Origin of the sequence: Bacillus sp. BPN334 (assembly GCF_008368885.1) — a bacterium.
Taxonomy (GTDB): Bacteria; Bacillota; Bacilli; order Bacillales; family Bacillaceae_G; genus Bacillus_A; species Bacillus_A wiedmannii.
Map to the genome: position 1 here is coordinate 145,833 of NZ_QOZW01000019.1, position 21,297 is coordinate 167,129.

Consider the following 21,297-nt stretch of genomic DNA (forward strand, 5'->3'; position numbering starts at 1 on the left):
CAGTTTTCTATGAGAATCCAGTGATTAGCTTATTTACATCATTTTCGAAAGTGGAAGTTAAAAGTTTTTAGTTTCTTGCGCAATTAAAGCACTACATTAATCTAGAAATTTAAGTGATTCCAATTTTCCAATTATCATTGACTTATATTTGATAGCTTCATACTGTGAATTATCAATTTTTGTCTTTTTTATATTTAACATATCAAATATTTCTCTTTCAATATCTCTTCTTGCTTCTAAAACTTTAATTGTTCCGTCTAAACCGTGATAGCCTTTCATCTTCCCATACCCTTGATTTGTATAATACTCAATAAATCCAGAAGACCATTCTTTTGCTCTTTCATTAAATACCTTTCTGAATGAGAATTCCAAATCATCTTGTTCTATATAAAACAATACTGGATTTAATTTCTCTATAATTTTCTCTAATGCATTAATATAACTTATAACTTTCTCTTTTTTTGCACCATATTTAACCATCCCGATTGTTAATGGATTTTGTATGAAGCAACATTCAAAAATATAAATTTTATTTTCGTTGTTGGCTATTTCAACAAAATCCCTCCATTTTTCAGTTATTAATTCAATATTCCTCTCTAGCGGTAATTCATATATATCATTTTTGAAAATGGTATTTAATAAATTTTCAGGAAAATTAGAGCTGTATTCATTTTTAATTTTTTTATATGGCAATAAATAATTGTTTTCTCGCTTCGTGACTCTATCACTAATTACTTCCTTAAAATTACCACTATTCACTAACAAACTTTCGAATTCACTTTTATCAAAACAAGATACCCCATCATAATCAGCAGGGTGGTCTGGATTCCCTTCAAGAAATAACTCAGCGTCAATATTTTTTTCAATTAGAATATCGTAAAGCAAGCTTGCAGTGGTGGATTTCCCAAAGCCAGGAAGCCCTTCTACTATGATTAATTTCGTATTCAAAAAATCTACACCTTTCAAAGACAAAACGGACTAATTATCCTATAAATCTTTATCTAAATTTAATAAAACTAGAACTTCTTTTCCTATGTATCATTATTTCGTTATTTCACCAAACTGCGCTCTCGTTACTTTCGCTAAGTCATCCACTTTCAGCTCGATTTGTATACCAATCTTCCCGCCGCTTACAATGATTGTTTCAAGCGATTGAGCAGTCGCATCAATGCATGTAGAAAATAACTTCTTCATTCCTACTGGTGAACAACCACCGCGAATGTATCCTGATACTTTCGTAATATCTTTTACAGGAATCATTTCAATCTTCTTTTCGCTGACCGCTTTTGCGGCAGCTTTTAAATTTAGTTCCTCATCTACCGGGATGATAAACACATGATAATTTTTACTATTCCCTTGAGCGATTAACGTTTTATATACTTCTCTCACTTCTCGTCCAATTTTCTCAGCTACTGATACGCCATCAATTTTTCCATCGTCCGGATCATATGACATCATCGAATATTCGATCTTTTCTTTATCTAATATTCGCATCGCATTTGTTTTATCTTTTTTCATGGGTTTCTCCTTAAAAGGTTATTTCATATTATTAAGTTTTATTATACACCTTTTTCCATTTATCCTACATAACTTCACGTATATTTCAAAACTAAAAATATTGATAATTCAAAAATCATCTGATATAATTTGGAAAAACTTATGTTAAGGAGAGATTTGTCATGCGAAATATTAATACTTCTTTCCAACTTCATCATCATACGTAATGCCGTGTATCCGAAGAAAAATTTTTCTTCGTGGGTACAGGGCTTTTCCTGTTGACCCACGAAGCGTTCATAAAGCTATGTGGGTATTTTTATACCTGCATAGCTTTTTTAAATTTAAAAAGGAGAGATTACAATGGAAATGAAAAATGTAAAAGGAACGAAAGACTATTTACCAGAGGAACAAGTGTTGCGAAATAAAATTAAAAGAGCTTGTGAAGATACGTTTGAACGATACGGATGTAAACCGTTAGAAACACCTACGTTAAATATGTATGAGCTTACTTATGTCTTACAAGTACGGCGGTGGCGATGAAATTTTAAAAGAAATTTATACGCTTCAAGATCAAGGAAAACGTGACCTTGCCTTACGCTACGATTTAACCATTCCATTCGCAAAAGTCGTAGCGATGAATCCGAACATCCGCCTCCCTTTTAAACGGTATGAAATTGGGAAAGTATTTCGAGATGGTCCAATTAAACAAGGGCGATTTCGTGAGTTCATTCAATGTGATGTTGATATAGTCGGTGTAGAATCAGTCATGGCAGAAGCTGAACTTATGAGTATGGCGTTTGAGCTGTTCCGAACGTTAAACTTAGAAGTAACGATCCAATATAATAACCGAAAATTGTTAAACGGCATTCTCGAGTCCATTAACATCCCTACTGAACGAACGAGTGACGTCATTTTATCATTAGACAAAATCGAAAAGATTGGGATTGATGGTGTACGAAAAGATGTATTAGAGCGCGGAATTTCTGAAGAAATGGCTGATACGATATGTAATACCGTTTTATCTTGTCTAAAGCTTTCAATTGCTGACTTTAAAGACACTTTTAATAATCCACTCGTTGCCGATGGAGTAAACGAATTACAACAATTACAACAATATTTAATCGCTCTTGGAATAAATGAAAATGCTATATTCAATCCGTTTTTAGCGCGAGGACTTACAATGTATACAGGCACCGTGTATGAAATCTTTTTAAAAGATGACTCGATTACATCTAGCATCGGTAGCGGCGGTCGATACGATAATATTATCGGAGCATTCCGTGGTGATAACATGAACTATCCAACAGTCGGTATTTCATTCGGTTTAGACGTTATTTATACAGCACTCTCACAGAAAGAAACGATATCATCTACAGCGGATGTATTTATCATCCCACTCGGGACAGAATTACAATGCTTACAAATTGCTCAGCAATTACGTTCTACAACTTCCTTAAAAGTCGAACTCGAACTAGCAGGCCGCAAATTAAAACGTGCCCTTAATTACGCAAATAAAGAGAATATCCCTTATGTGCTTATTATTGGTGAAGAAGAACTTAGTACAGAAACCGTTATGCTGCGGAATATGAAGGAAGGTAGTGAGGTGAAGGTTCCCCTTTCTTCTTTAAGTAGTTATTTATAATACGAATCACCCTCGTTTGGGTGGTTTTTCTATTTTATAGATAACGAAACAATTAGTTAACATAAAATAATTATATTCTACTAAAAACCACAAGTATTTAATATCCAATTACCTATTATTTTTGGTAATATATAGATATCGATTGTTTTAGGAGGATTTACTTTGAAAACTTACATACAAGCAATAAAGTGGACTACAGGAATCTATCATCTTTTATTACTTCCTTGCTATTATATATTTCCAAGTCTTGTTAACCTAGATGGGATACCTTTACTACTATTGATTGCTTTACATATCACTACTATTTTATTAGCTAAAAAAGCAGGCATGAATACGTACGCTCATTATATAGGTATTATCGTTACTCTAGTTGCCTTCTTTCCTTATATAGACATCGTTCTACATATTATAGCAGCCATTTTCCTTTTATTAGATGCTGCTTCCACAAATAAAAAAGAAGTGTATGATTCATAGCTGGATAATATAAAACTTTAATCAGTAAAGTTTTGAATTAGGTTAGCAAATCACAAAATCATCTCACAAACTAAGCTTATTACTAACACCCAAAAAGGATTTACTTTTTAAGTAAATCCTTTTTTATTTAAACTTGCATTTCTTACTCCAGACAAATAAAAGAATATTCTGTTTAATTTTTATAAAATTCTAAATATTTACAATAAACTCCGATTAACATACATTTTAGTTATGCAAAAAATCTAAGTTTAAAGGAGATGAATTCATGTTTAAAAAATTAATAGTAGGTGCAGCAGTAGCCATTACAGCATTAACTGGCGGAATGGGTTCAGTATCAGCTAGTACCGAAAAGGATTATTCGATTAGCTCTTTTGAATATGTAACTGTAGATGAAAAGACTGTAGATTCGTTTAACAAATTGGATGCTCCATCTAAGGAAGACGTAAAAATAACTGTAGTTCTACCGAAACAAAATCAAAATGGAGACTGGTTATCTTATGGATTTTCGAACAAAGAAAGTTTAGATTCTTTTATTGAAAAAGACAAACAAAGGTTGAATAATACAATCAATCCCCTTGGTGTTGGAGGGAGCGGACCTAATAGTACAGATTTCTATGAACATGCAAATAAAGGTGGCGAGTATTTTTCTCTTAGTAGCGGTTTTAAAAATTTGCCTCCTAATTGGCAAAATAGAATTTCTTCTGTAAGTACAGCATCCCCTACTGCTAGCTATTCGACAACGCTATGGGATCGTACTTCAACTGAAGAATATGGTAAAGGTATCATCTTCAAACACTCTGATTGGTATGGTAAAACTGTAAACTTGAATGACTTTGCAATTTCAGCAGTTGAAGTTAAAAAGTAAAAAATATAGAAATAAAAGGTGTCTTCACCTATGGAAAACACCTTTTATTTCTACAACTCTTAACTATTATTTTTCGTATTCCTACTCTCCAAAACTTTCTCCATATTATGAGTTGCCCATTCCATCATTAATAGAATCATTGGACGTAGTGATTCACCAAGCTCAGTTAACGAATATTCTACTTTCGGAGGAACTTCACGGTATACTTCACGATGGATGATGCCATCTGCTTCAAGTTCTCTCAGCTGCAGTGTTAACATTCTTTGTGTGATATTAGGTTTTAATCTTTTTAATTCATTAAACCTCTTTGTACCATCTAATAAATGATACAAAATAACCCCTTTCCATTTTCCACCAATAACCTCAACCATAGCTTCAACTGGACAAGAATATTTATTTAGAAATGGGTAATTTATATTATTTTCATTCGAACAATCCATCATAACTCCCTTCCCTTACCAATAGTATCTTTTTTGATACTATAACACAAAAATGTGCGTACTTGTTTCTACGTTACTTTAAAAATATAATTTACTTACAAAAACAAATTAATGAAAAGAGGTACTTTTATGACAAATACAAAACAAATTACAAAAGAAAAAATTATGGAGGCTTTCCATTTCAGACATGCATGTAAAGAGTTTGATCCTATGCACAAAATTTCAGAAGAGGATTTTAAATTCATTTTAGAAACAGGCAGATTATCTCCTTCTTCTTTTGGTTATGAACCATGGAAATTTATTGTCGTACAAAATAAAGAAGTAAGAGAAAAACTACAACCGTATTCATGGGGCGCTGGTGGGCAACTTGCAACAGCAAGTCACTTTGTCATTGTTCTTTCAAGAAACATTAAAGATATGCATTATGATGCAGAGTATATTAAATATATGATGAACGATATTATTGGATTACCTGAAGACACTCAAAAAATTAGATATGAATTCTTCAAAAAGTTCCAGGAATCCGATTTTAACTTGTTACAATCGGATCGTGCTGTATTTGATTGGGCGTCTAAGCAATCTTATATTGCTTTAGGTAATATGATGACGAGTGCAGCTCAAATCGGCATTGATTCTTGTCCAATAGAAGGATTTGATAAAGAGAAAGTAGATTCTTTACTTCGTCAAGAAGGTATTATAAAAGATGATAATCTTGAAGTATCTGTTATGGTTGCCTTTGGTTACCGTAAAGAAGAGCCAAAGCGTGATAAAACAAGACAGACTATGGATACAATTGTTGAATGGATTTAGTAATATAGCACTCACAAATAAAACTCCTTCTAGCTAAATACTTATTCTATTGAAGAATCAGTTGTTTTTCCAATGTATGAAATTGATTTTTCATGGAAAGATATGTTAGTATGTATACAGTTTGAGCGCTCTATTTTTTAGAGTCGAACAGGAGGAGAATGGATATGTCTGATATTGAAGTTGGCGAAGTGTTTACTCTCAGTGATGAGAATAATGAGGATCAGGAAGTAGAAGTACTCGGAGCGATGGATGTCGAAGGCGCAGAATATATTGCGGTTGCCTTCGTAGAAGACATTCAAACAGAATCTGAGGAAGACATTGATATTTTCTTTTTAAAAGTAGAAGAAGATAACGAGTTTTCATACATTGAAAATGATGAAGAGTTTGATAAAGTATCTGCTGCTTTTGATAAAATTTTGGATGAGCAAGAGCAAGAATAATATGAATGAAAAACACGAGGGTGGATGCATATCCGCCCTCTTTTTATTTATCCCGCTATTCGCCGGGCAGTAAGAGCCCGATTGATGAGGGCTGATAATCAGTGGGGGTGGACAAAACCCCCACTGATTAAAGTTTCACTTTATCACTCATCCAAAGACTTATGCAGCAATTCCAATACATCTTTCATCACAAAAGGACCGTCTTTTTTCACATGCTCAGCGAATTCAGAAACGAGACGTAATGTTTTTACACTTTCAATCGGATGCTCGCCTGATGCACTTTCAGCGGAAAGCATAACTGCATTCGTTCCGTCCAGTACAGCTTGAAACACATCAGTTACCTCAGCCCTTGTTGGAATAGAATGATCTACCATTGATTGAAGCATTTGTGTCGCTGTAATAACATATGTATTCGTTCGATTACATTCCTGAATCATCATTTTCTGCAAGAGCGGAATAAATTGATACGGCAACTCTACTCCTAAATCGCCCCTTGCAATCATAATTCCGTCTGCTTCTTTACATATATCTTGAAAATTCTCGATCGCTTCCATCGTTTCTATTTTGGCAATTACATTCGGTGAAGTTTCTTTGTACTGTTGTATAAAATCTCGTATTTCTTTTATATGACTAGGTTTTCTTACGAAAGAACATGCGATAAAATCAACATCCTCTTCTAGAAGAAACTGAATGTCTTTTTTATCTTTTTCTGTAATAGCTGGTAAACTAACGATTGCCCCTGGTAAGTTCACCCCTTTATGAGATGAGATATTACCACCTGTTTTCACCTTTGTTTCTATTTTATCCGTACTTATCTTTTCAACGATTAATTCAACTTCGCCATCATTAATTAAAATTCTACTGCCAACTTTCACGGCATTCGCGATTCCTGCATAATCAACACTTGCTTCTCTATTGCTCCCTGTAACTGGTTGCGTATGTAAAATAAAAGAATCTCCCGCCTGAAGTGTAATTTGCTCTCCTTTTATTTCACCTAACCTTATTTTAGGACCTTGTACATCCCCTAAAATTTTAATAGAATCGTCTAACGATTTGACTAAACGAATGATGTCTTTATGACTTTCATGCGTGCCATGTGATAAATTCAACCGCACTATTTTCATACCATTATTTATTAACTGCGCTAACGTTGCTTTATTATTACTTGCTGGGCCAATTGTACAAACTCTATCGATTGTCATTTTTATCACCATCCTTTTTTAGATAAGTTTCCCACATAACCTTAAAAATAACAGAGATCATGAAATGATTAGATTTAAATTTACACGAATTTCATAAAGTTAAACCTGTTTCCCTTGCTGGCTAAGCATTAGAAGGGATATTCGATTTTTTACAAATGAAGAAATGTTGAATCAAAAGTAAAAGGTAAGTTAAGTATGGGACAAGTTATTGAGAGTTTCAAAATTTTCATATATTGTATGAAATGAGTTCGAACTCAAAAATTTAAAAAAGGTGGGAAAATTAGTGAATATGAAAAAATCTTTAGCGGTGGCAACTTTAGGGTTAGCGGTTTTAGGTTTTGGTTTTACTAATTACGCAAGTGCTTCAGAGGTGGGTGCTGCAGACAAGCAGCCCGTTTTGGTTAACTACGATACAGTTCAATCAGCAAAAACATCTAATGTTCCTAGTTTGGTTGTTGCAGCTGCACCTAAAAATGACCCTAACATTAGCGTGTATACTCCCTTTTTCGGTACCCCATATGCAGTTGCTAAATCGAAACCAACTACGACCGAAGACTATATTTATGCAAAAGCAAGGACTTTCAATGGCGATGGCTCATTAGTGAATACGAAAAGTAATAGTACCAAAAAATCAACTTATGTAAGTGCTACAGCGACCCACACAAGTGTTTATTATGGAGATGATTACGCTATTGGTAATCATACCTATAAATTAAATGGTTATAATGATGTAAATCACGAAACAAAAGCTTCCTGGTAAGAAAGAGAAAAAAGATATGCATCTTGCATATCTTTTTTCTCTTATATTTTAAATATATTGAGGTGCTATTTATGAAACAAATGTATATTATTATCAGTGTTATACTTATTTCGTTAATTATCATTTATGTTTTGTTCCCTACTTCAATCATACAACCACATACATCTCCTACAGAAAATAAGCGAGAGCAACAAACCAATACTATTTCTTACGGATTGAAGAATACTAAAGGTCAACATATTAATAATGGTAGTGAAATTACTATGGAGAATAATAAAATAAATGTATCGTTATCATTCATACATAATGTTGATGAAGACCGAAAATATGGATTAATTGTCCTAGAAGATTACGAACAAAAGCCTTTTAAAATAGAAGAAGCTGCTAATGAAGTATTACACTATTCTTTTGATATGAAACCAAATAGTTCAATTACTACGAGAATCACTTTACACACTTCTCCTAATGCAAGTGAATTAACCTTTTTATAATTAAAAAACCTGAATATAAATTAAAAGATAATGACTTAAATAAAGCGGTTATATTAGAAGAGATTTTAAGTATGCGATACTCCATAAATTCCTCTCAGGAGAGAAGCAAAAAAATAAAACTCACCTTTATACAACCAAATGCTATTTTAAAAGATGGTCTTTATGAACCATTATTTGTTACGAAAACTGAAGGAAAATTACAAACTGTCTTCTCTGAAAAAGAAGGCAGACAATTAACCTTATCAAACGGTAATGAAACAAAAGATGAAATGACTTACGCAATCGTGGCCTTTAAAGATTGGGAACAAGTTGAAATATTTAATAATATAAAAGTCGTTTATACTGCGGTCGCACCTGAAACGAGACAAATTTTCAATTTTACATTGCCTTCAGTGGATCAGGAAAGTAATTTTCAGCTCGTCGCTTTTCCATTTCCTTATAAAACTAGCGAAGAAGATTATGTCAGTCAACAAGCATTCGGTTCATTTCGTATCGTAATTGAAAAAAATAGACTTTTACAAAAAAAACAAAAAAGCCTACTTCCACAGTAGGCTTTTGAAACTACGAAAGTTTCGTTAATAACTGATTTAAATCTTTTTTCGTTTTCGTCGTTAATGACTTCATTTTATTAATATCTATCTTTTCTTTCTCTGCTCCTACAATTAACGGATAGATACTTTGTCCAATTGTTTTATATTCAGCTGGGTGAGATGCTTCTAACTCTTTCTCAATCACATCCCACTTTTCATTAATTTGTTTTCCAAGTTTATTTACTGTTTCTAATTTAGGGTTTGCAGCTAATTGCTTGTCTAAGCTTTCAATTAATGCAGCAACTTCTTTAACATTTGTTTTCACAGCTACGCTTTTCTTCGGATCTTTCGTTGTTTTTCCGTTTGAGTTTGTACTTGTACTTTGATCTGTCGTTTTTCCGCTAGTCGTTTCGTCATTCGTTTTTCCTGTCGTCTCTTTTTCTTTTGTTTTCACATTCTCATTTTGAGATGACGTTTTACCGTTACTTTCTGTTCCTGATGATTCTTTCGTATTTTTTGCATCTTTATCTGTTTTTTCATTTGAAGAAGTATTTGTATCTTTTTCAGTATCTTTCGTTGTTTTTGACGTCTCATCTACACTTGTCGTTTTTGCTTCTCCTTCATTTTGCGCTGTTACTTGTTCTTTCTTTTCTGCCTCTTTCTCTGCTGAAGGACTACAAGCTGCCATAGTAAGCATTGTACCAATTGTTATCGATGCGATAGCGACCTTTTTCATTTTCATATAAATCCCCCTATGTTTACTTTATTTATCCTCCCCTTTACGATTCGATTTCCCCTTAAAAAATCCCTTTTCATACGAATTACCATCTTTCCGACAGTAATCTTCATAATAATACGTACAAAAACTGATAAATCAATTTGAATATTCGAGTTTCTTCTACTTCATTTTTCTTCTCTGTAGTAAAAGAAAAAGAGTATATTGTCACATGAAGAATTACTATCTTCATATGACGATATACTCTCCTATCAAATTTTTATCTTTCTTGACATTTTATTTATACAAAAAAATAAAATTTTCTTTCATTTTTTGTTTCTCAACAATTGTTAACATAATATATTTATGAGTAACCACCGTTCGAATGAATGACTTGCCCCGTAATCCATTTTGCTTCTTCACTTACTAAAAAAGAAATTAAGCGCGCTGCATCTGACGGTTCTCCCACTTTACCTTGCGGGAACTTCCATGCTAAATGATGCTTCAGCTCCTCTGTAATCCATCCTGTATTCGTCGGCCCTGGATCAACTGCATTCACTGTAATCCCCTTCTCCATCGCAACTGGTGCTACTGATTTTGTAAATGCTTCAATTGCTCCTTTCGTTGCTGCGTATACTAATTCATCTGGCATCGGACCTAATGACTGTCCTGAAGTAAGATTAATAATACTGCCACTCGTTTTCAGTGCATAATGTTTTATAAATAATGAACTTAATAACATAGTAGCGCGAACATTCACTGTATAATGTTTATCTAACTGTTCTACATTTAATTCTTCAATTCTCGTATGAGTAGCATACGCTGCATTATTAATTAAAATAGATGGATCACCTAAACGTTCTGAGGCCATATAAAACAAACGATTTGGTGAATACGAATGCGATAAATTGATTTCTGCCATTTCACAGCGAACACCTAAACTTTCAATCTCCTCTTTCAACAAAAAGGGCTCTTTGTCATGCATTCCCCACGGCATCGCTTTATCATACTGAGACCAGTACGTGAAAAAAATGTCTATCCCTTCTTGAGCAAGCACCTTGCATACAGCTGCACCGATTCCATTCAGACGAGTTGCCCCTGTTACAATTGCTATTTTCTTCACCTTTTCTCCTCCATCTATGGATAAATCCCCTGCACGAATACAGAGGATCTATCTTTTTATTCAATATTTGACAATATGCGTTCTGCACCTAATTTTAAAATTTTAATGAAGATATAATTTACAATCGTAAACATTACAAATAAAACGATAAACATAACCCATAGTCCTACTTGAAGGAAGAAGTATAATAAACTTACTCCCGCTACAATAACTAAAGCTATAAAAATATTAGCTAAAAAATTCCACAAAGTTGTATATCGGCTCTTAAATAATTTCTGCTCTGTATCCCAATGTATATCTGCAGTTTGTGCATCCCAACGTGTACCGATTAAATTAATTAACAATAACCCGTTCGCACTTAGTAAAAACCACAGTAACATGAACACAGGAGAAATCCCTGCTACAACTGCCATCGTAATACCGAATACTGCTAAAATAATTACATTAATTAACCAAGCAGTGATTGCTTTCGCAAAAAAGATATCCGAAGCTTTTACTGGTAAATATCGATTCACAAACCATGAACTTCCATCTCGTGAAAATGACGTTGTTGCGATGACGTTACTTCCCATTAAAAATAACGATGCACAAAGACCAACGCCAATTGCAAGTCCTGCTGATTTTGGATTATCAATATACCCTGTGATCCACTTTAAATTCCCATCTTGCACGAATAAAACAAAGAATAACATAATCGGCATAACAAAAGTTTGTACGATACAATTTAAGAAAAATTGTGGTGTACGGAATAACGTTTTAAATTCTTTTTTCACATACGCTTTCAAATGTGAACTTTGTACCGTTGATTTCTGTAAACCTTCTGCTGAAATGACCTCTTTTTTTGCTGTACTCGTTGAAAGTCCAATAACCCCTTTTAAATATGTACGCTCTGCAATGTAATAAAACAACACAAAAAATACAAATGAAATAAGTGCAAAGATGATTACGTATAAAGGACCCTTCCAATTTGCATTTTCTACTAATGCCACTGCCCCAAAATATGTAGTTGGAAAATAATTTGTCATTTGTACTAGAAGAGAAGATTCGTTGTTCGCAAGATAATTCGTAAGTGCATCTTCAGAAAACGAACTTTTATTTTTCCACTGTAAAAACACATTAATTCCTACAATAAATAGTATACTTACGATTCCAATAAATATATTGCCTCGATCTTTATTTTTCGCTATATTTGTATACCTCATAATAACTGTCATTAGTAATGAAGCTAATACTAACGGCACAATCGGGAAGAGTAAGTAAATGAAAATCATGTATATGTAATATGTAATAAATGCACTACTTTTTAACCCGTACGTAATAAAGATTGGTAATAAAATAAATGAACTCATTACGTATTGTGTAATTAATACCGTTAAAAACTTTGCCGAAATAATCTGCGCTGGCTTCAATGGTAACGGCAATAACATTTCAATGTCATTACTATAGTAAAATACAGTTAAAATGTTCGTTATACTCATTAAAAATACCCATATACTCGCAATCGCAAGTCCCATTGCGATAATCATTCCTGGGTCTTGCCCTAAATGTTTCATCCCTTCATACAATCCGTGCGTCATCGAACCAAATATTAAAAAGCCAACAAATAAAATGGCTGCAAATGAAAATACATACGCCCATCGCTTCTTCTTATCTGTTATAAAATCTGCATAATTTAATTTTAATAATACTTTCGTTAACGTCCAAATTTTACTCATTGCCCGTCATCTCCAAGAACATTTTTTCAAGTGATTCATTGGATTTAAAATGATCTCTCATTTCACCTAAATTCCCTTTAAACTGAAGATTTCCCTTATTAATAATCGCGACGCGGTCACATATTTTTTCTGCCACCTCTAATACGTGTGTAGAGAAAAATACAATCTTTCCTTTATCCGCATGTTCTCTCATCATTTCTTTTAAAATATATGCGGATTTCGGATCAAGCCCCGTTAACGGTTCATCTAAAATCCATACATCTGGCTCATGCACGAGCACACCAATAATAACGATTTTTTGTCTCATACCGTGCGAGTAACTTTGAATTTGATCCGATAACGCATTGTAAAGATCAAATTTCTTCGCTAAAGACTCGATTCGCTCTTGTCGTACTTCTTTCGGCACTTCATACATATCTGCCATAAAGTTTAAATATTCAATTCCCTTTAATCGCAAAAACATATCTGGGCTATCTGGAACATAACCAAACGTCTTTTTCGCTTCCATCGGATTTTTCATAATATCTTTACCGTTAATCGTAATCGTCCCTTTGTCCACTCCATGAATACCAGTAATCATCTTAATTGTCGTTGATTTTCCCGCACCATTTGGCCCTAAAAATCCAAAAATTTCTCCGCTAGGCACAGATAAACTTAAATCTTTTACTGCATAGGTAGACCCATTATAACTTTTTGACACATTCGTAATTTCAATCATTCCATCCAATCCTTTCCTTAATTACCAAATAACTATATCAATATTATAGCATACTTCTATTTTTAGATTTTTATATTTTTTCAGTTTTTTTAGTCTTTAAAATATATATACACACCTAATCCAACGATTAAAACGACAGCTAGTATAATATAAATCATTGTCAGCCGTTTAATATTCCCTTTTGTCGCTTTACTATAATTCGCATCACCATTCCGCCCAATTAACACCGTTGCCACTACAGTAATCACTACAAGTAATACAACGATCATGATCCAAGTTAGCATTCCTTCCTCCCCCTCCTTACAACCATTTTACAATATTATCCTCTTCATTTCGCATTATATTTCCTCTTTTTACTATTATTATGAAAAGAATTGGAAAACTATTATTACTATACATTTCCACATGTGATGTATTTATAACATAACGTGAATTATTTCTAACATTGTAAGGAGGACCTATTATGAAAACAACTTGGATAAAATATTTAGGATTTCTCGGTTTCTTCGGTTTCCTCGGCTTTTTTTATGAAAAAGGGTTGTTTACTATGTTCTGTTTCTTCTCCTTTTTCACAACGTATAGAACGGTTCAACACGATGAACTATTTGAACAAATCGTCAATAAATCATGCCGCAATGCCTTTATCGTTACATTACTAACTACCGCTGTCATTATGTTTATTGAAATGTTATTTCCAAACCCGGTGCTACAAGAGATTGATATCGCTCTTATTTTCAGCACACTCATTCTTACGTTCGGCTTCTCTATGTTCTTTTACGATAAACCAGTTGATGAATTGGAAGATGCACCATGGCGTTCGTAACGAAAATAAAAGAATACCGCGCCAAATCGAACATGACACAAGAAGATTTAGCGAAAAGTGTTAGTGTACGCCGTGAAACAATTAGTCATCTCGAAAAAGGAAAATATAACCCTTCCTTACAGCTTGCTCACGATATTGCGAAGGCTCTTCATAGTACCATTGATGAAATTTTTATTTTTGAGGATTAATTGAGGACACAAAATCATATAAAAATACCGGCATTCTTTTCACAAAGAATACCGGTATTTTTCATTTATCACCCATACAAAACAGCATGAAATACGCCTAATAGTAAGTATTGATCCTCTATATACCCCTCATCATATACATTCATCTCAATGTAATACATATCTTCCTCAAGACGAATATTCCAATCTGCAATTACATAGCCGTTTCGTAATAACTTTCCAAGCCCAATTGTAGTTTTGTGAACAACATATTCTTCCGTCTTATATGTAAAGGTAAATAAGAAGTTTGCATCTAGTAACTTTCCGTCACATACAAGTATTTCATGCTCTGTATCATTATGATCGATGTACGTTACTAAAATCCTTCTTTGACGCTGCCTACTTACATCCTTTGCAATAACGCGAATATTGTCCTTACTATCCTTTATTTCATAAATGATATTACTACCGACTTTCGGAATAAAGTCTAGCACTCTCATCAACGTATTTTTATAATAGCCCCGTACTGCGCCTACTCCTTTGCTTCCATTGTAAACCTCTATCGAAGTCGTATCCGCTTTACTATCACACAGTCGTTTATAAGAAAGCTGCATCATTCGCTCTCCTCTTAAGTACTGATCAAACGTCACAGGATATTCTATCGCGCGCAGTTCCTTATTGAGCTCATTCAAATAACGTTGAACGCTCTCTACTAATGTTGTAGTTGATATACGCTCTTGAAGTTCAAATTGTTGCCAACTTGAAAAAACTCTCCACTGATCTTCCTCTTCATATACGAATCCGAGAATTACTTCCTCACGGTCACTCGTTTCATAATTCAATTGTTCTTTCTGCCCATGTTGCACTTGTTCCATCCACTGTCCTAAATAAATGCCAAGCTCTGCAACCTTCATGCATGGCTTCTGAAAAAATACGCTGTCACTCGCGCGAATTGTTAAATCCCCTTCAATAAAGCCATTTGCATAAGCGGCATACCGTGGCTCATCCTTCTGCGGAATACTCTTGTCTAACTCAAATAAAAACGTTAACATCTTTCACTCACCTCTAGTTATTACACCGATCTTACCTATAAATTGAACGCAACTCAAATTATATCGACGATTTTTCCAACATATCTACCGTAACTCAAAATATATCAACACGATTAAAATGAAACTACCTTTTCTTCCGCCACTTCCACAATTCCTAAAATTTGTAGCAGACTCTCCACCTCATAAGTCGGCTTAACACCTGTCATATTTTCTTTCAAACTCGGATTATACCAACACGTATCAATGCCGTAATCTTCTCCGCCTTTCATATCAGAAGTTAGCGAATCTCCAACCATTAATACACTTGATTTATCAGTAATTCCAAACTTCTCAAATGCATAATCAAAAATCTCACGTGCTGGTTTTTGATGACCAACCTCTTCTGAAATAATAATATGATCAAAGAAATTACATAAAGGCGAATTTCCAATTCTAGATTGTTGCACCTTCGTATATCCATTTGTAATAATACCTAACTTGCAATCTTGTAGATTCTCACATAATTGCACTGCACCTTCTATAAGGTGTACTTCTTTCCCTAAGTTTTCAAGGTATACATCACTAAATTGCTGCGCATCTACTTCTATATTATGAACGGCAAATAATTGTCTAAATCGATCTACTGCTAATTCACTTAGCGTAATCATTTTATTTTCTAAATCTCTCCATAATCCATTACTAATCTCTTTATAACTTGCAAGATAATCATTATACCCTGTAGGCATCCCGAACTGTACAAACGCGTTATACAAAGCATTTCTTTCCGTTTCAGGAAAATCTAATAATGTATCATCTACGTCGAATAATATAACTTTATATTTCATTATGCTCTCCTCAACTAGTACGTTATTTACAACTTGTATTTTCTCATTAATTGACTCTTAAGTCGAACTTTTTCCCTTTACAAATAGTATCTGTACAGAGAACTTAAAGTTGCTTTTAGGCACACGAGTTATGTTATTCAAAAATAATTAATTGTGAAAACACTATAAATTTGAGATAATTTGGATAATGAATCCAATTTTCAAAAGGGTAATACAGGAATAGAAAGGGGGCGGAACAACATAGTAAATTCATGGGGAAGACCTAAAATACAAATCCCAAAAACAAAAAGTGAATGGGTTGGAGATATCATTGGATATTCATTGTTCTTTGGATCAATCATTTTTTTGATTATTATTTGGGGAAGATTACCCGAGGAAGTACCCGCACATTATAACGCATATGGGGATGTAGATCGCTGGGGATCAAAGTGGCAACTTTTGCTTCTGCCATTAATAGGAGCTTTCATACTCCTATTAATGCAAACTTTAGAAAAGTTTCCAGAAGTTCATAACTACCCACAAAGATTGAATGAATCAAATGCTAAGCAGTTTTATTTGAATAGTAGAAAAATGCTAAATCAATTAAAAAATGTCTGTTTACTTATCTTTGCTTTCATCCAATTTGAAACAATTTCAATCGCTTTAAATTGGAGCGGCGGTTTTGGAAAATTATTTTTACCGATATTGTTAATTGGTACAGTTATTCCAATTGTAATAGGAATAATAAGGCAACGAAAAATTTCATAATAGAAACAGGAGGCTAATCCAATTAGCCTCCCTCCTCATTATTTATCTTCTAGCAATAATGCTTTCATTTCCTCTAACGACTCTTTCGTAAAGCCAAGTGCTTTTTCAGCATACGCTTCAACTGAACCGTATTGCTTTTTCACTTCATCAATCGCAGCTTGTAAATATTCAGCGCGCGCTTCAAACATCGCACCTAATATCGCTCTACTTTCATCGTTTTGAAGTTTTGCACCTAAAAAGGCCATCATTTTTTCATTTAACTTTTCACGGAAACCGTTACTTAGTAAATAGTCTTCCATTACTGTTTTTTCCGGTACACCTAGTAAAAGTAATAATAGTGCTGATCCGAATCCAGTACGGTCTTTTCCAGCTGTACAGTGGTTTACTAACGGTAAGTTTTCTGGGTTTTGCGCTAAGTTTAAGAAGCTCACGAATGCTTCATTACCACTTACGAAATCTTGATTCATTTTCACAAGGTACTCGCCTGGTTTCCCTAACATAGAAAGGTCACCAACTTGGAAAAATTCATTTATGTTCAAGTCTTTCGCCAATTCTTGCATAACTGGTAAGCATACTTGACGAGCACCTGTAATTTCTGGATTCGGCTTATGCTTCACTTCAAAGTCTGTACGGTAGTCACAAATTAACTTTAAGCCAGACTTTTGTAAATAGTCTATATCCCACTCTGTTAGTCCTGCTAATTCTTCAGAACGGTACAAATTGCCCCATTTTACTTTACGACCTTCAGTCGTTTCATATCCTCCCATATCACGGAAGTTAAACGCGCCTTTTAATGGTAATCTACGCTCAGCTACTGTCACTGCTTGTCCATTACTTCCAACTAGTCTAAAATATGGACGCTCATTTTCACTCGGGTTTACAAGTGTACATGATGATTCTCCATTTACCGTTGCAAGTAATTCTCCCGTTTCTTCAATATGATCTGGTGAAGTACTCCAATAAATGCGAACTTCTTCTATATTATTTTCCCATTTTATATGTAACGTATTGTCTTCATTTCTTTCTACAGTTGCTTGTAACCAATTTCTTTGCTGCTCCATTCTTTCACCAACGCTTTCTCATATAATCGAATCTTTCTCTATTGTATTATAGGAATATCTATTTTGTCGTTCTCATTTTTCTTTTTATTTTACAAATAGGCAAGAAGTTCTTTTACTTGTTCATAAGTTGTACACGGATTCCCGCTAAATAAGTTCAAGATAGTACTCCTAAAACTTCCTCACATATCGCTCAGTGGAACTAAGCAGCTGACATCCATTCTTCCCAAAAACATCCTTCATCCACTCATTTTGTACATTTGTCTCGCCAATATAATAAGATGCACCTATTTCTTTTAAGACAAACATTGCCCCTGTAAAGAATGCTGCTTCATACCCTTTATTTCGCATATTTGGAGCCACTGCGAAATACATTAGTTTTCCTTCTTCTAACGTCCCCTTTTCAATATGCGGGATTACAATCCCTATCGGCTCTTCATCGATACTCGCTGTTAAACAATGTTCTTTCCATTGCTCACCAATTTCTTGTAGCATCATATTTACAAATTGATCATAAGTGACTTGTTCTTCTGTCATCTCGTTCCAAAGAGAATAAAAAGCTTCTTCTCCTACTTCTTCAATAAGCTTAAAATTAATATCACTTTCTACATCTTCTACTTCATATATATCCTTAAACACAATCATGTTTTCAGTAGCATATTCAAATGAATACGTTTCGAAACATTTCTTATACACATCATAATTTGGGCTTTTTGAAGAAATTTCAAAATGCAAGTTTTCTATTCGCTCTTTTTTAGCCTCAGCAACGCAATATTGCATGATCTCCTTTAATTTCTCTTCTGTAAAAGGCTCTGCATTATTTTCTTTTATTATTATAGAAGAAGCATTTCTTCTTATTTTAAAATGTTTTTCTAACTGTTCTATAGTCATCATATACTTCCCTCATCTATATCATACTAGAATTTCTACTTGTTCTCCTTGCATGAGCAGGATTGTCCTTGAATATATAGAATACTAGAAAACATTGCATCTTTAAAGTGCGGAGGAGGTTCTCCATTGGATATTACAGCATTGCAACAACAGTTAGAGCTTATACAACAAAATGACTATACGCAACTGCAACATATAGATTTGAATGAGTTAACGCTCAATATGCTTCAGTATATCGGAACAACTGATAGTTACGTTCGTTACCAACTTATATATAAATGTTTTGCACATTTCATTCATCATGAATTCCTTATGGATGATCAACTGAAATTACTTCTACAAACTTGTTTAAGTGATGAGTATTTATATTATGACATTTACTCCCCACATACAGATGGGGTTTTCACACGTTCTTACACTGTTTCATTAATTGCGCTAATACTCCAATTCGCTAACTCGCACTACTTTTTCACAGAGGAGGACATTGAAGAAATAAAAAACAAACTCATTTCATATACAAACTTAGAAACGGATTTTCGAGGCTATATTGAAAATAAAGGATGGGCTCATTGTCTTGCCCACGTATCAGATGCCTTTACTGAAATTGTTCACAATTCCTATACGACCTTTGAGTGGTATGAAGAATTAATTCATTGTTTATTAAATAAAATTTTTATCCCATCGGATCTATTTCATAATAATGAAGATGAACGAATTGTTACACCGTTACTATCGATGCTATATCATGATTTTCCGCAAGATGAGTTAATTTCAATTATTTATAAAAAAATAAAAAGGCTTCCTCAAATTAGAAAACGCCTTTCACTTAATGAGTATTGTATATTATGTGCCAACATTAAAACCTTTTTACGCACATTATTTTTCAGAACGAAAGATGATCATAACTTAGCCTATACAGCACGTAAAACAGAAAGAATGTTAAAAGAACTTCCTAACTATTATTAAAAGCAAGGAGAAATAACATGGGTTATATTGAAGACATGAGAAATTTAGTAGGAAATCATCCACTTATTTTAATAGGTTCACACGCCATTATATTAAATGAGAACAATGAAATATTACTGCAGCTCCGTACAGATTTTAACCGCTGGGGTATTATTGGCGGAGCCTTAGAATATAACGAAACGTTAGAAGACGCTTTAAAGCGAGAAGTATATGAGGAAACTGGACTTTTCATCAAAAATCCAGAACTATTCCGTACATACTCAGGACCAGATTTCTTTCAAATCTATCCAAACGGCGATCAAGTACACGGTGTACTCGTTGTTTATATTTGCCGCGAATTCAATGGTGAACTTGTATGCGACCAAACAGAATCGAAAGAACTACGCTTCTTTCCGCTAGATGCGTTACCTAGTAATCTTCCTCCTGTTATTGATAGAATTATTAAGGAGTTTCAGCACTCCAATTAAAAAACATTACATAGTGTATATAGAAATAAAACAACCTCATTTCCCGTCATAATAACGCGAAATGAGGTTGTTATCGTTCACCGTAAATCCCTATTCCCCCAAAAATAACCAAATGATATTAACGTTCACTTTCTACAGCTGTATATCCCCTTACAAATAAGAGTGTTATATAAGAAGTAATGAATGAAAAAATAGTATACATGCCCACCCAAAAGAAAAATGATGGATCATACAATGTAACATTTAACATAAGAAAAATAAGAAATATTACCATTGGCATCACATAAAATGCACCTAATTTATATGTCCCAGCTATTGAAAAAATACAAATAAGCAATGGATATATACAGAAAATAAAAATGAATTCACTCACTGTTATGTCCCCCTTTCTGAAGAAATAATAGGTTTCTCGTAAACATTTGGGGGAACAACAAAGTTTTATTTTTTATCAGTTATTAATAAATATAATGTTAGATTGTTATCTCAATCTGGTTTCCTTCAAGGTCACTTACTACACTTTCATAGTAACCATCCCCTGTAGTACGCGGGCCATTTAACACAGCGTACCCTGCTTCACTTAATGTATTGGTTAATTCATTCACTTTTTCTTTACTACCTACAGAAAAAGCAATATGCGCATATCCTATTGTTTGTGTTTGTGTATTATCGTCTATCCCTACTTGCCTCATAAGTTCTAGACGCGCTCCACCTTCAAAAGTTATAAAATAAGATTCAAACTGCTTTTTCGGATTGTGATATAAGCTATTTTCTTCACCACCGAAGTACTGTTTATAGAAATCACGCATACCTTCTAAATCATTTACCCAAATTGCTACATGTTCAATTTTCATAATCGACACCTTTTCTTTCACAGGATTCA

The 21,297-nt window shown here is 33.8% G+C and carries 25 protein-coding genes and 2 pseudogenes; 12 read left to right on the top strand and 15 right to left on the bottom strand.

What is annotated here, in order from left to right; all coding sequences use genetic code 11:
• Positions 1-96 precede the first annotated feature (96 nt).
• Together DN393_RS26400 and ybaK are read right to left on the bottom strand one after the other, a co-directional pair.
• On the bottom strand, positions 97-948 hold the full coding sequence (locus tag DN393_RS26400) for a P-loop NTPase family protein (protein WP_064475856.1): 852 nt from the start codon (positions 946-948) through the stop codon (positions 97-99).
• A gap of 93 nt (positions 949-1,041) precedes the next feature.
• A complete protein-coding gene (gene ybaK, locus DN393_RS26405; RefSeq protein WP_064475857.1) occupies positions 1,042-1,518 on the bottom strand; it encodes a Cys-tRNA(Pro) deacylase in 477 nt (158 codons plus the stop codon).
• A gap of 339 nt (positions 1,519-1,857) precedes the next feature.
• On the opposite strand from ybaK, the pseudogene DN393_RS26410 reads away from it, so the two are divergent.
• The 3 genes and pseudogenes from DN393_RS26410 (at position 1,858) to DN393_RS26420 (ending at position 4,478) form a co-directional block, all read left to right on the top strand.
• Positions 1,858-3,139, top strand: a pseudogene (locus DN393_RS26410) (histidine--tRNA ligase).
• A gap of 162 nt (positions 3,140-3,301) precedes the next feature.
• Positions 3,302-3,613 carry a hypothetical protein gene (locus tag DN393_RS26415; protein WP_064475858.1) on the top strand — a complete coding sequence of 104 codons (312 nt, stop codon included), beginning with the start codon at positions 3,302-3,304 and terminating at the stop codon, positions 3,611-3,613.
• Between the two features lie 265 nt (positions 3,614-3,878).
• Positions 3,879-4,478, top strand: a complete 600-nt coding sequence (locus DN393_RS26420) for a hypothetical protein (protein ID WP_088047141.1) — start codon at positions 3,879-3,881, stop codon at positions 4,476-4,478.
• 59 nt (positions 4,479-4,537) lie between these two features.
• On the opposite strand, the gene DN393_RS26425 is transcribed toward DN393_RS26420, so the two are convergent.
• On the bottom strand, positions 4,538-4,918 hold the full coding sequence (locus DN393_RS26425) for a winged helix-turn-helix transcriptional regulator (protein ID WP_000340656.1): 381 nt from the start codon (positions 4,916-4,918) through the stop codon (positions 4,538-4,540).
• 129 nt (positions 4,919-5,047) lie between these two features.
• Between DN393_RS26425 and DN393_RS26430 the strand changes: the two genes are divergently transcribed.
• Both DN393_RS26430 and DN393_RS26435 read left to right on the top strand, forming a co-directional pair.
• A complete protein-coding gene (locus DN393_RS26430; RefSeq protein ID WP_064475860.1) occupies positions 5,048-5,728 on the top strand; it encodes an NAD(P)H-dependent oxidoreductase in 681 nt (226 codons plus the stop codon).
• A 158-nt stretch (positions 5,729-5,886) separates the two neighbouring features.
• On the top strand, positions 5,887-6,168 hold the full coding sequence (locus DN393_RS26435) for a DUF1292 domain-containing protein (protein ID WP_002008111.1): 282 nt from the start codon (positions 5,887-5,889) through the stop codon (positions 6,166-6,168).
• Positions 6,169-6,311: 143 nt separating this feature from the next.
• On the opposite strand, the gene DN393_RS26440 is transcribed toward DN393_RS26435, so the two are convergent.
• Positions 6,312-7,382, bottom strand: a complete 1,071-nt coding sequence (locus tag DN393_RS26440) for a pyruvate kinase (RefSeq protein WP_081257298.1) — start codon at positions 7,380-7,382, stop codon at positions 6,312-6,314.
• 271 nt (positions 7,383-7,653) lie between these two features.
• Between DN393_RS26440 and DN393_RS26445 the strand changes: the two genes are divergently transcribed.
• Together DN393_RS26445 and DN393_RS26450 are read left to right on the top strand one after the other, a co-directional pair.
• Positions 7,654-8,130 (top strand): hypothetical protein, encoded by a 477-nt coding sequence (locus tag DN393_RS26445; RefSeq protein WP_064475862.1) that lies wholly within the window; start codon positions 7,654-7,656, stop codon positions 8,128-8,130.
• 71 nt (positions 8,131-8,201) lie between these two features.
• A pseudogene (locus DN393_RS26450) lies at positions 8,202-9,172 on the top strand (hypothetical protein).
• A gap of 10 nt (positions 9,173-9,182) precedes the next feature.
• On the opposite strand, the gene DN393_RS26455 reads toward DN393_RS26450, so the two are convergent.
• The 5 genes from DN393_RS26455 to DN393_RS26475 all read right to left on the bottom strand — a co-directional run bounded on the left by DN393_RS26455 (position 9,183) and on the right by DN393_RS26475 (position 13,706).
• Positions 9,183-9,893 carry a hypothetical protein gene (locus DN393_RS26455; protein WP_149174096.1) on the bottom strand — a complete coding sequence of 237 codons (711 nt, stop codon included), beginning with the start codon at positions 9,891-9,893 and terminating at the stop codon, positions 9,183-9,185.
• Between the two features lie 337 nt (positions 9,894-10,230).
• The gene (locus tag DN393_RS26460) at positions 10,231-10,989 is read right to left on the bottom strand and encodes an SDR family oxidoreductase (RefSeq protein ID WP_149174097.1); all 759 of its coding nucleotides are present in this window, start codon (positions 10,987-10,989) and stop codon (positions 10,231-10,233) included.
• A 56-nt stretch (positions 10,990-11,045) separates the two neighbouring features.
• Complete coding sequence (locus DN393_RS26465; protein ID WP_000036858.1) at positions 11,046-12,704, bottom strand: putative ABC transporter permease subunit; 1,659 nt, start codon at positions 12,702-12,704, stop codon at positions 11,046-11,048.
• On the bottom strand, positions 12,697-13,422 hold the full coding sequence (locus tag DN393_RS26470) for an ABC transporter ATP-binding protein (RefSeq protein ID WP_046957932.1): 726 nt from the start codon (positions 13,420-13,422) through the stop codon (positions 12,697-12,699). Before DN393_RS26470 ends, DN393_RS26465 begins: the two co-directional genes overlap by 8 nt.
• An 89-nt stretch (positions 13,423-13,511) precedes the next feature.
• Complete coding sequence (locus DN393_RS26475; protein WP_098111765.1) at positions 13,512-13,706, bottom strand: hypothetical protein; 195 nt, start codon at positions 13,704-13,706, stop codon at positions 13,512-13,514.
• A 179-nt stretch (positions 13,707-13,885) separates the two neighbouring features.
• Between DN393_RS26475 and DN393_RS26480 the strand changes: the two genes are divergently transcribed.
• The gene (locus tag DN393_RS26480) at positions 13,886-14,245 is read left to right on the top strand and encodes a DUF3796 domain-containing protein (protein ID WP_098101597.1); all 360 of its coding nucleotides are present in this window, start codon (positions 13,886-13,888) and stop codon (positions 14,243-14,245) included.
• A complete protein-coding gene (locus DN393_RS26485) occupies positions 14,233-14,433 on the top strand; it encodes a helix-turn-helix transcriptional regulator (RefSeq protein ID WP_149174098.1) in 201 nt (66 codons plus the stop codon). Before DN393_RS26480 ends, DN393_RS26485 begins: the two co-directional genes overlap by 13 nt.
• Before the next feature lie 68 nt (positions 14,434-14,501).
• On the opposite strand, the gene DN393_RS26490 is transcribed toward DN393_RS26485, so the two are convergent.
• The gene (locus DN393_RS26490; RefSeq protein WP_088047138.1) at positions 14,502-15,464 is read right to left on the bottom strand and encodes a tubby C-terminal domain-like protein; all 963 of its coding nucleotides are present in this window, start codon (positions 15,462-15,464) and stop codon (positions 14,502-14,504) included.
• 113 nt (positions 15,465-15,577) lie between these two features.
• Positions 15,578-16,288 carry a YjjG family noncanonical pyrimidine nucleotidase gene (locus DN393_RS26495; RefSeq protein ID WP_088047137.1) on the bottom strand — a complete coding sequence of 237 codons (711 nt, stop codon included), beginning with the start codon at positions 16,286-16,288 and terminating at the stop codon, positions 15,578-15,580.
• A 321-nt stretch (positions 16,289-16,609) separates the two neighbouring features.
• Here DN393_RS26495 and DN393_RS26500 point away from each other — a divergent pair, with 321 nt between their 5' ends.
• Positions 16,610-17,035, top strand: a complete 426-nt coding sequence (locus tag DN393_RS26500; RefSeq protein ID WP_000464977.1) for a DUF1648 domain-containing protein — start codon at positions 16,610-16,612, stop codon at positions 17,033-17,035.
• A gap of 38 nt (positions 17,036-17,073) precedes the next feature.
• Here the strand turns inward: DN393_RS26500 and DN393_RS26505 are convergent, their stop codons facing one another.
• Together DN393_RS26505 and DN393_RS26510 are read right to left on the bottom strand one after the other, a co-directional pair.
• On the bottom strand, positions 17,074-18,096 hold the full coding sequence (locus tag DN393_RS26505; protein ID WP_088047136.1) for a tyrosine-protein phosphatase: 1,023 nt from the start codon (positions 18,094-18,096) through the stop codon (positions 17,074-17,076).
• Between the two features lie 168 nt (positions 18,097-18,264).
• Complete coding sequence (locus tag DN393_RS26510) at positions 18,265-18,987, bottom strand: GNAT family N-acetyltransferase (RefSeq protein ID WP_088047135.1); 723 nt, start codon at positions 18,985-18,987, stop codon at positions 18,265-18,267.
• Between the two features lie 123 nt (positions 18,988-19,110).
• Here DN393_RS26510 and DN393_RS26515 point away from each other — a divergent pair, with 123 nt between their 5' ends.
• Together DN393_RS26515 and DN393_RS26520 are read left to right on the top strand one after the other, a co-directional pair.
• Complete coding sequence (locus DN393_RS26515; RefSeq protein WP_088047134.1) at positions 19,111-19,950, top strand: DUF2785 domain-containing protein; 840 nt, start codon at positions 19,111-19,113, stop codon at positions 19,948-19,950.
• 17 nt (positions 19,951-19,967) lie between these two features.
• Positions 19,968-20,417, top strand: coding sequence for an NUDIX hydrolase (locus DN393_RS26520; protein ID WP_000540474.1), 450 nt, complete (start codon positions 19,968-19,970; stop codon positions 20,415-20,417).
• A gap of 118 nt (positions 20,418-20,535) precedes the next feature.
• On the opposite strand, the gene DN393_RS26525 is transcribed toward DN393_RS26520, so the two are convergent.
• Together DN393_RS26525 and DN393_RS26530 are read right to left on the bottom strand one after the other, a co-directional pair.
• Entirely contained in the window at positions 20,536-20,790 is a 255-nt protein-coding gene (locus DN393_RS26525) for a YbeF family protein (RefSeq protein WP_001288566.1), read from the bottom strand.
• 97 nt (positions 20,791-20,887) lie between these two features.
• Positions 20,888-21,268 carry a VOC family protein gene (locus tag DN393_RS26530; protein ID WP_064475867.1) on the bottom strand — a complete coding sequence of 127 codons (381 nt, stop codon included), beginning with the start codon at positions 21,266-21,268 and terminating at the stop codon, positions 20,888-20,890.
• Between the last annotated feature and the right edge of the window lie 29 nt (positions 21,269-21,297).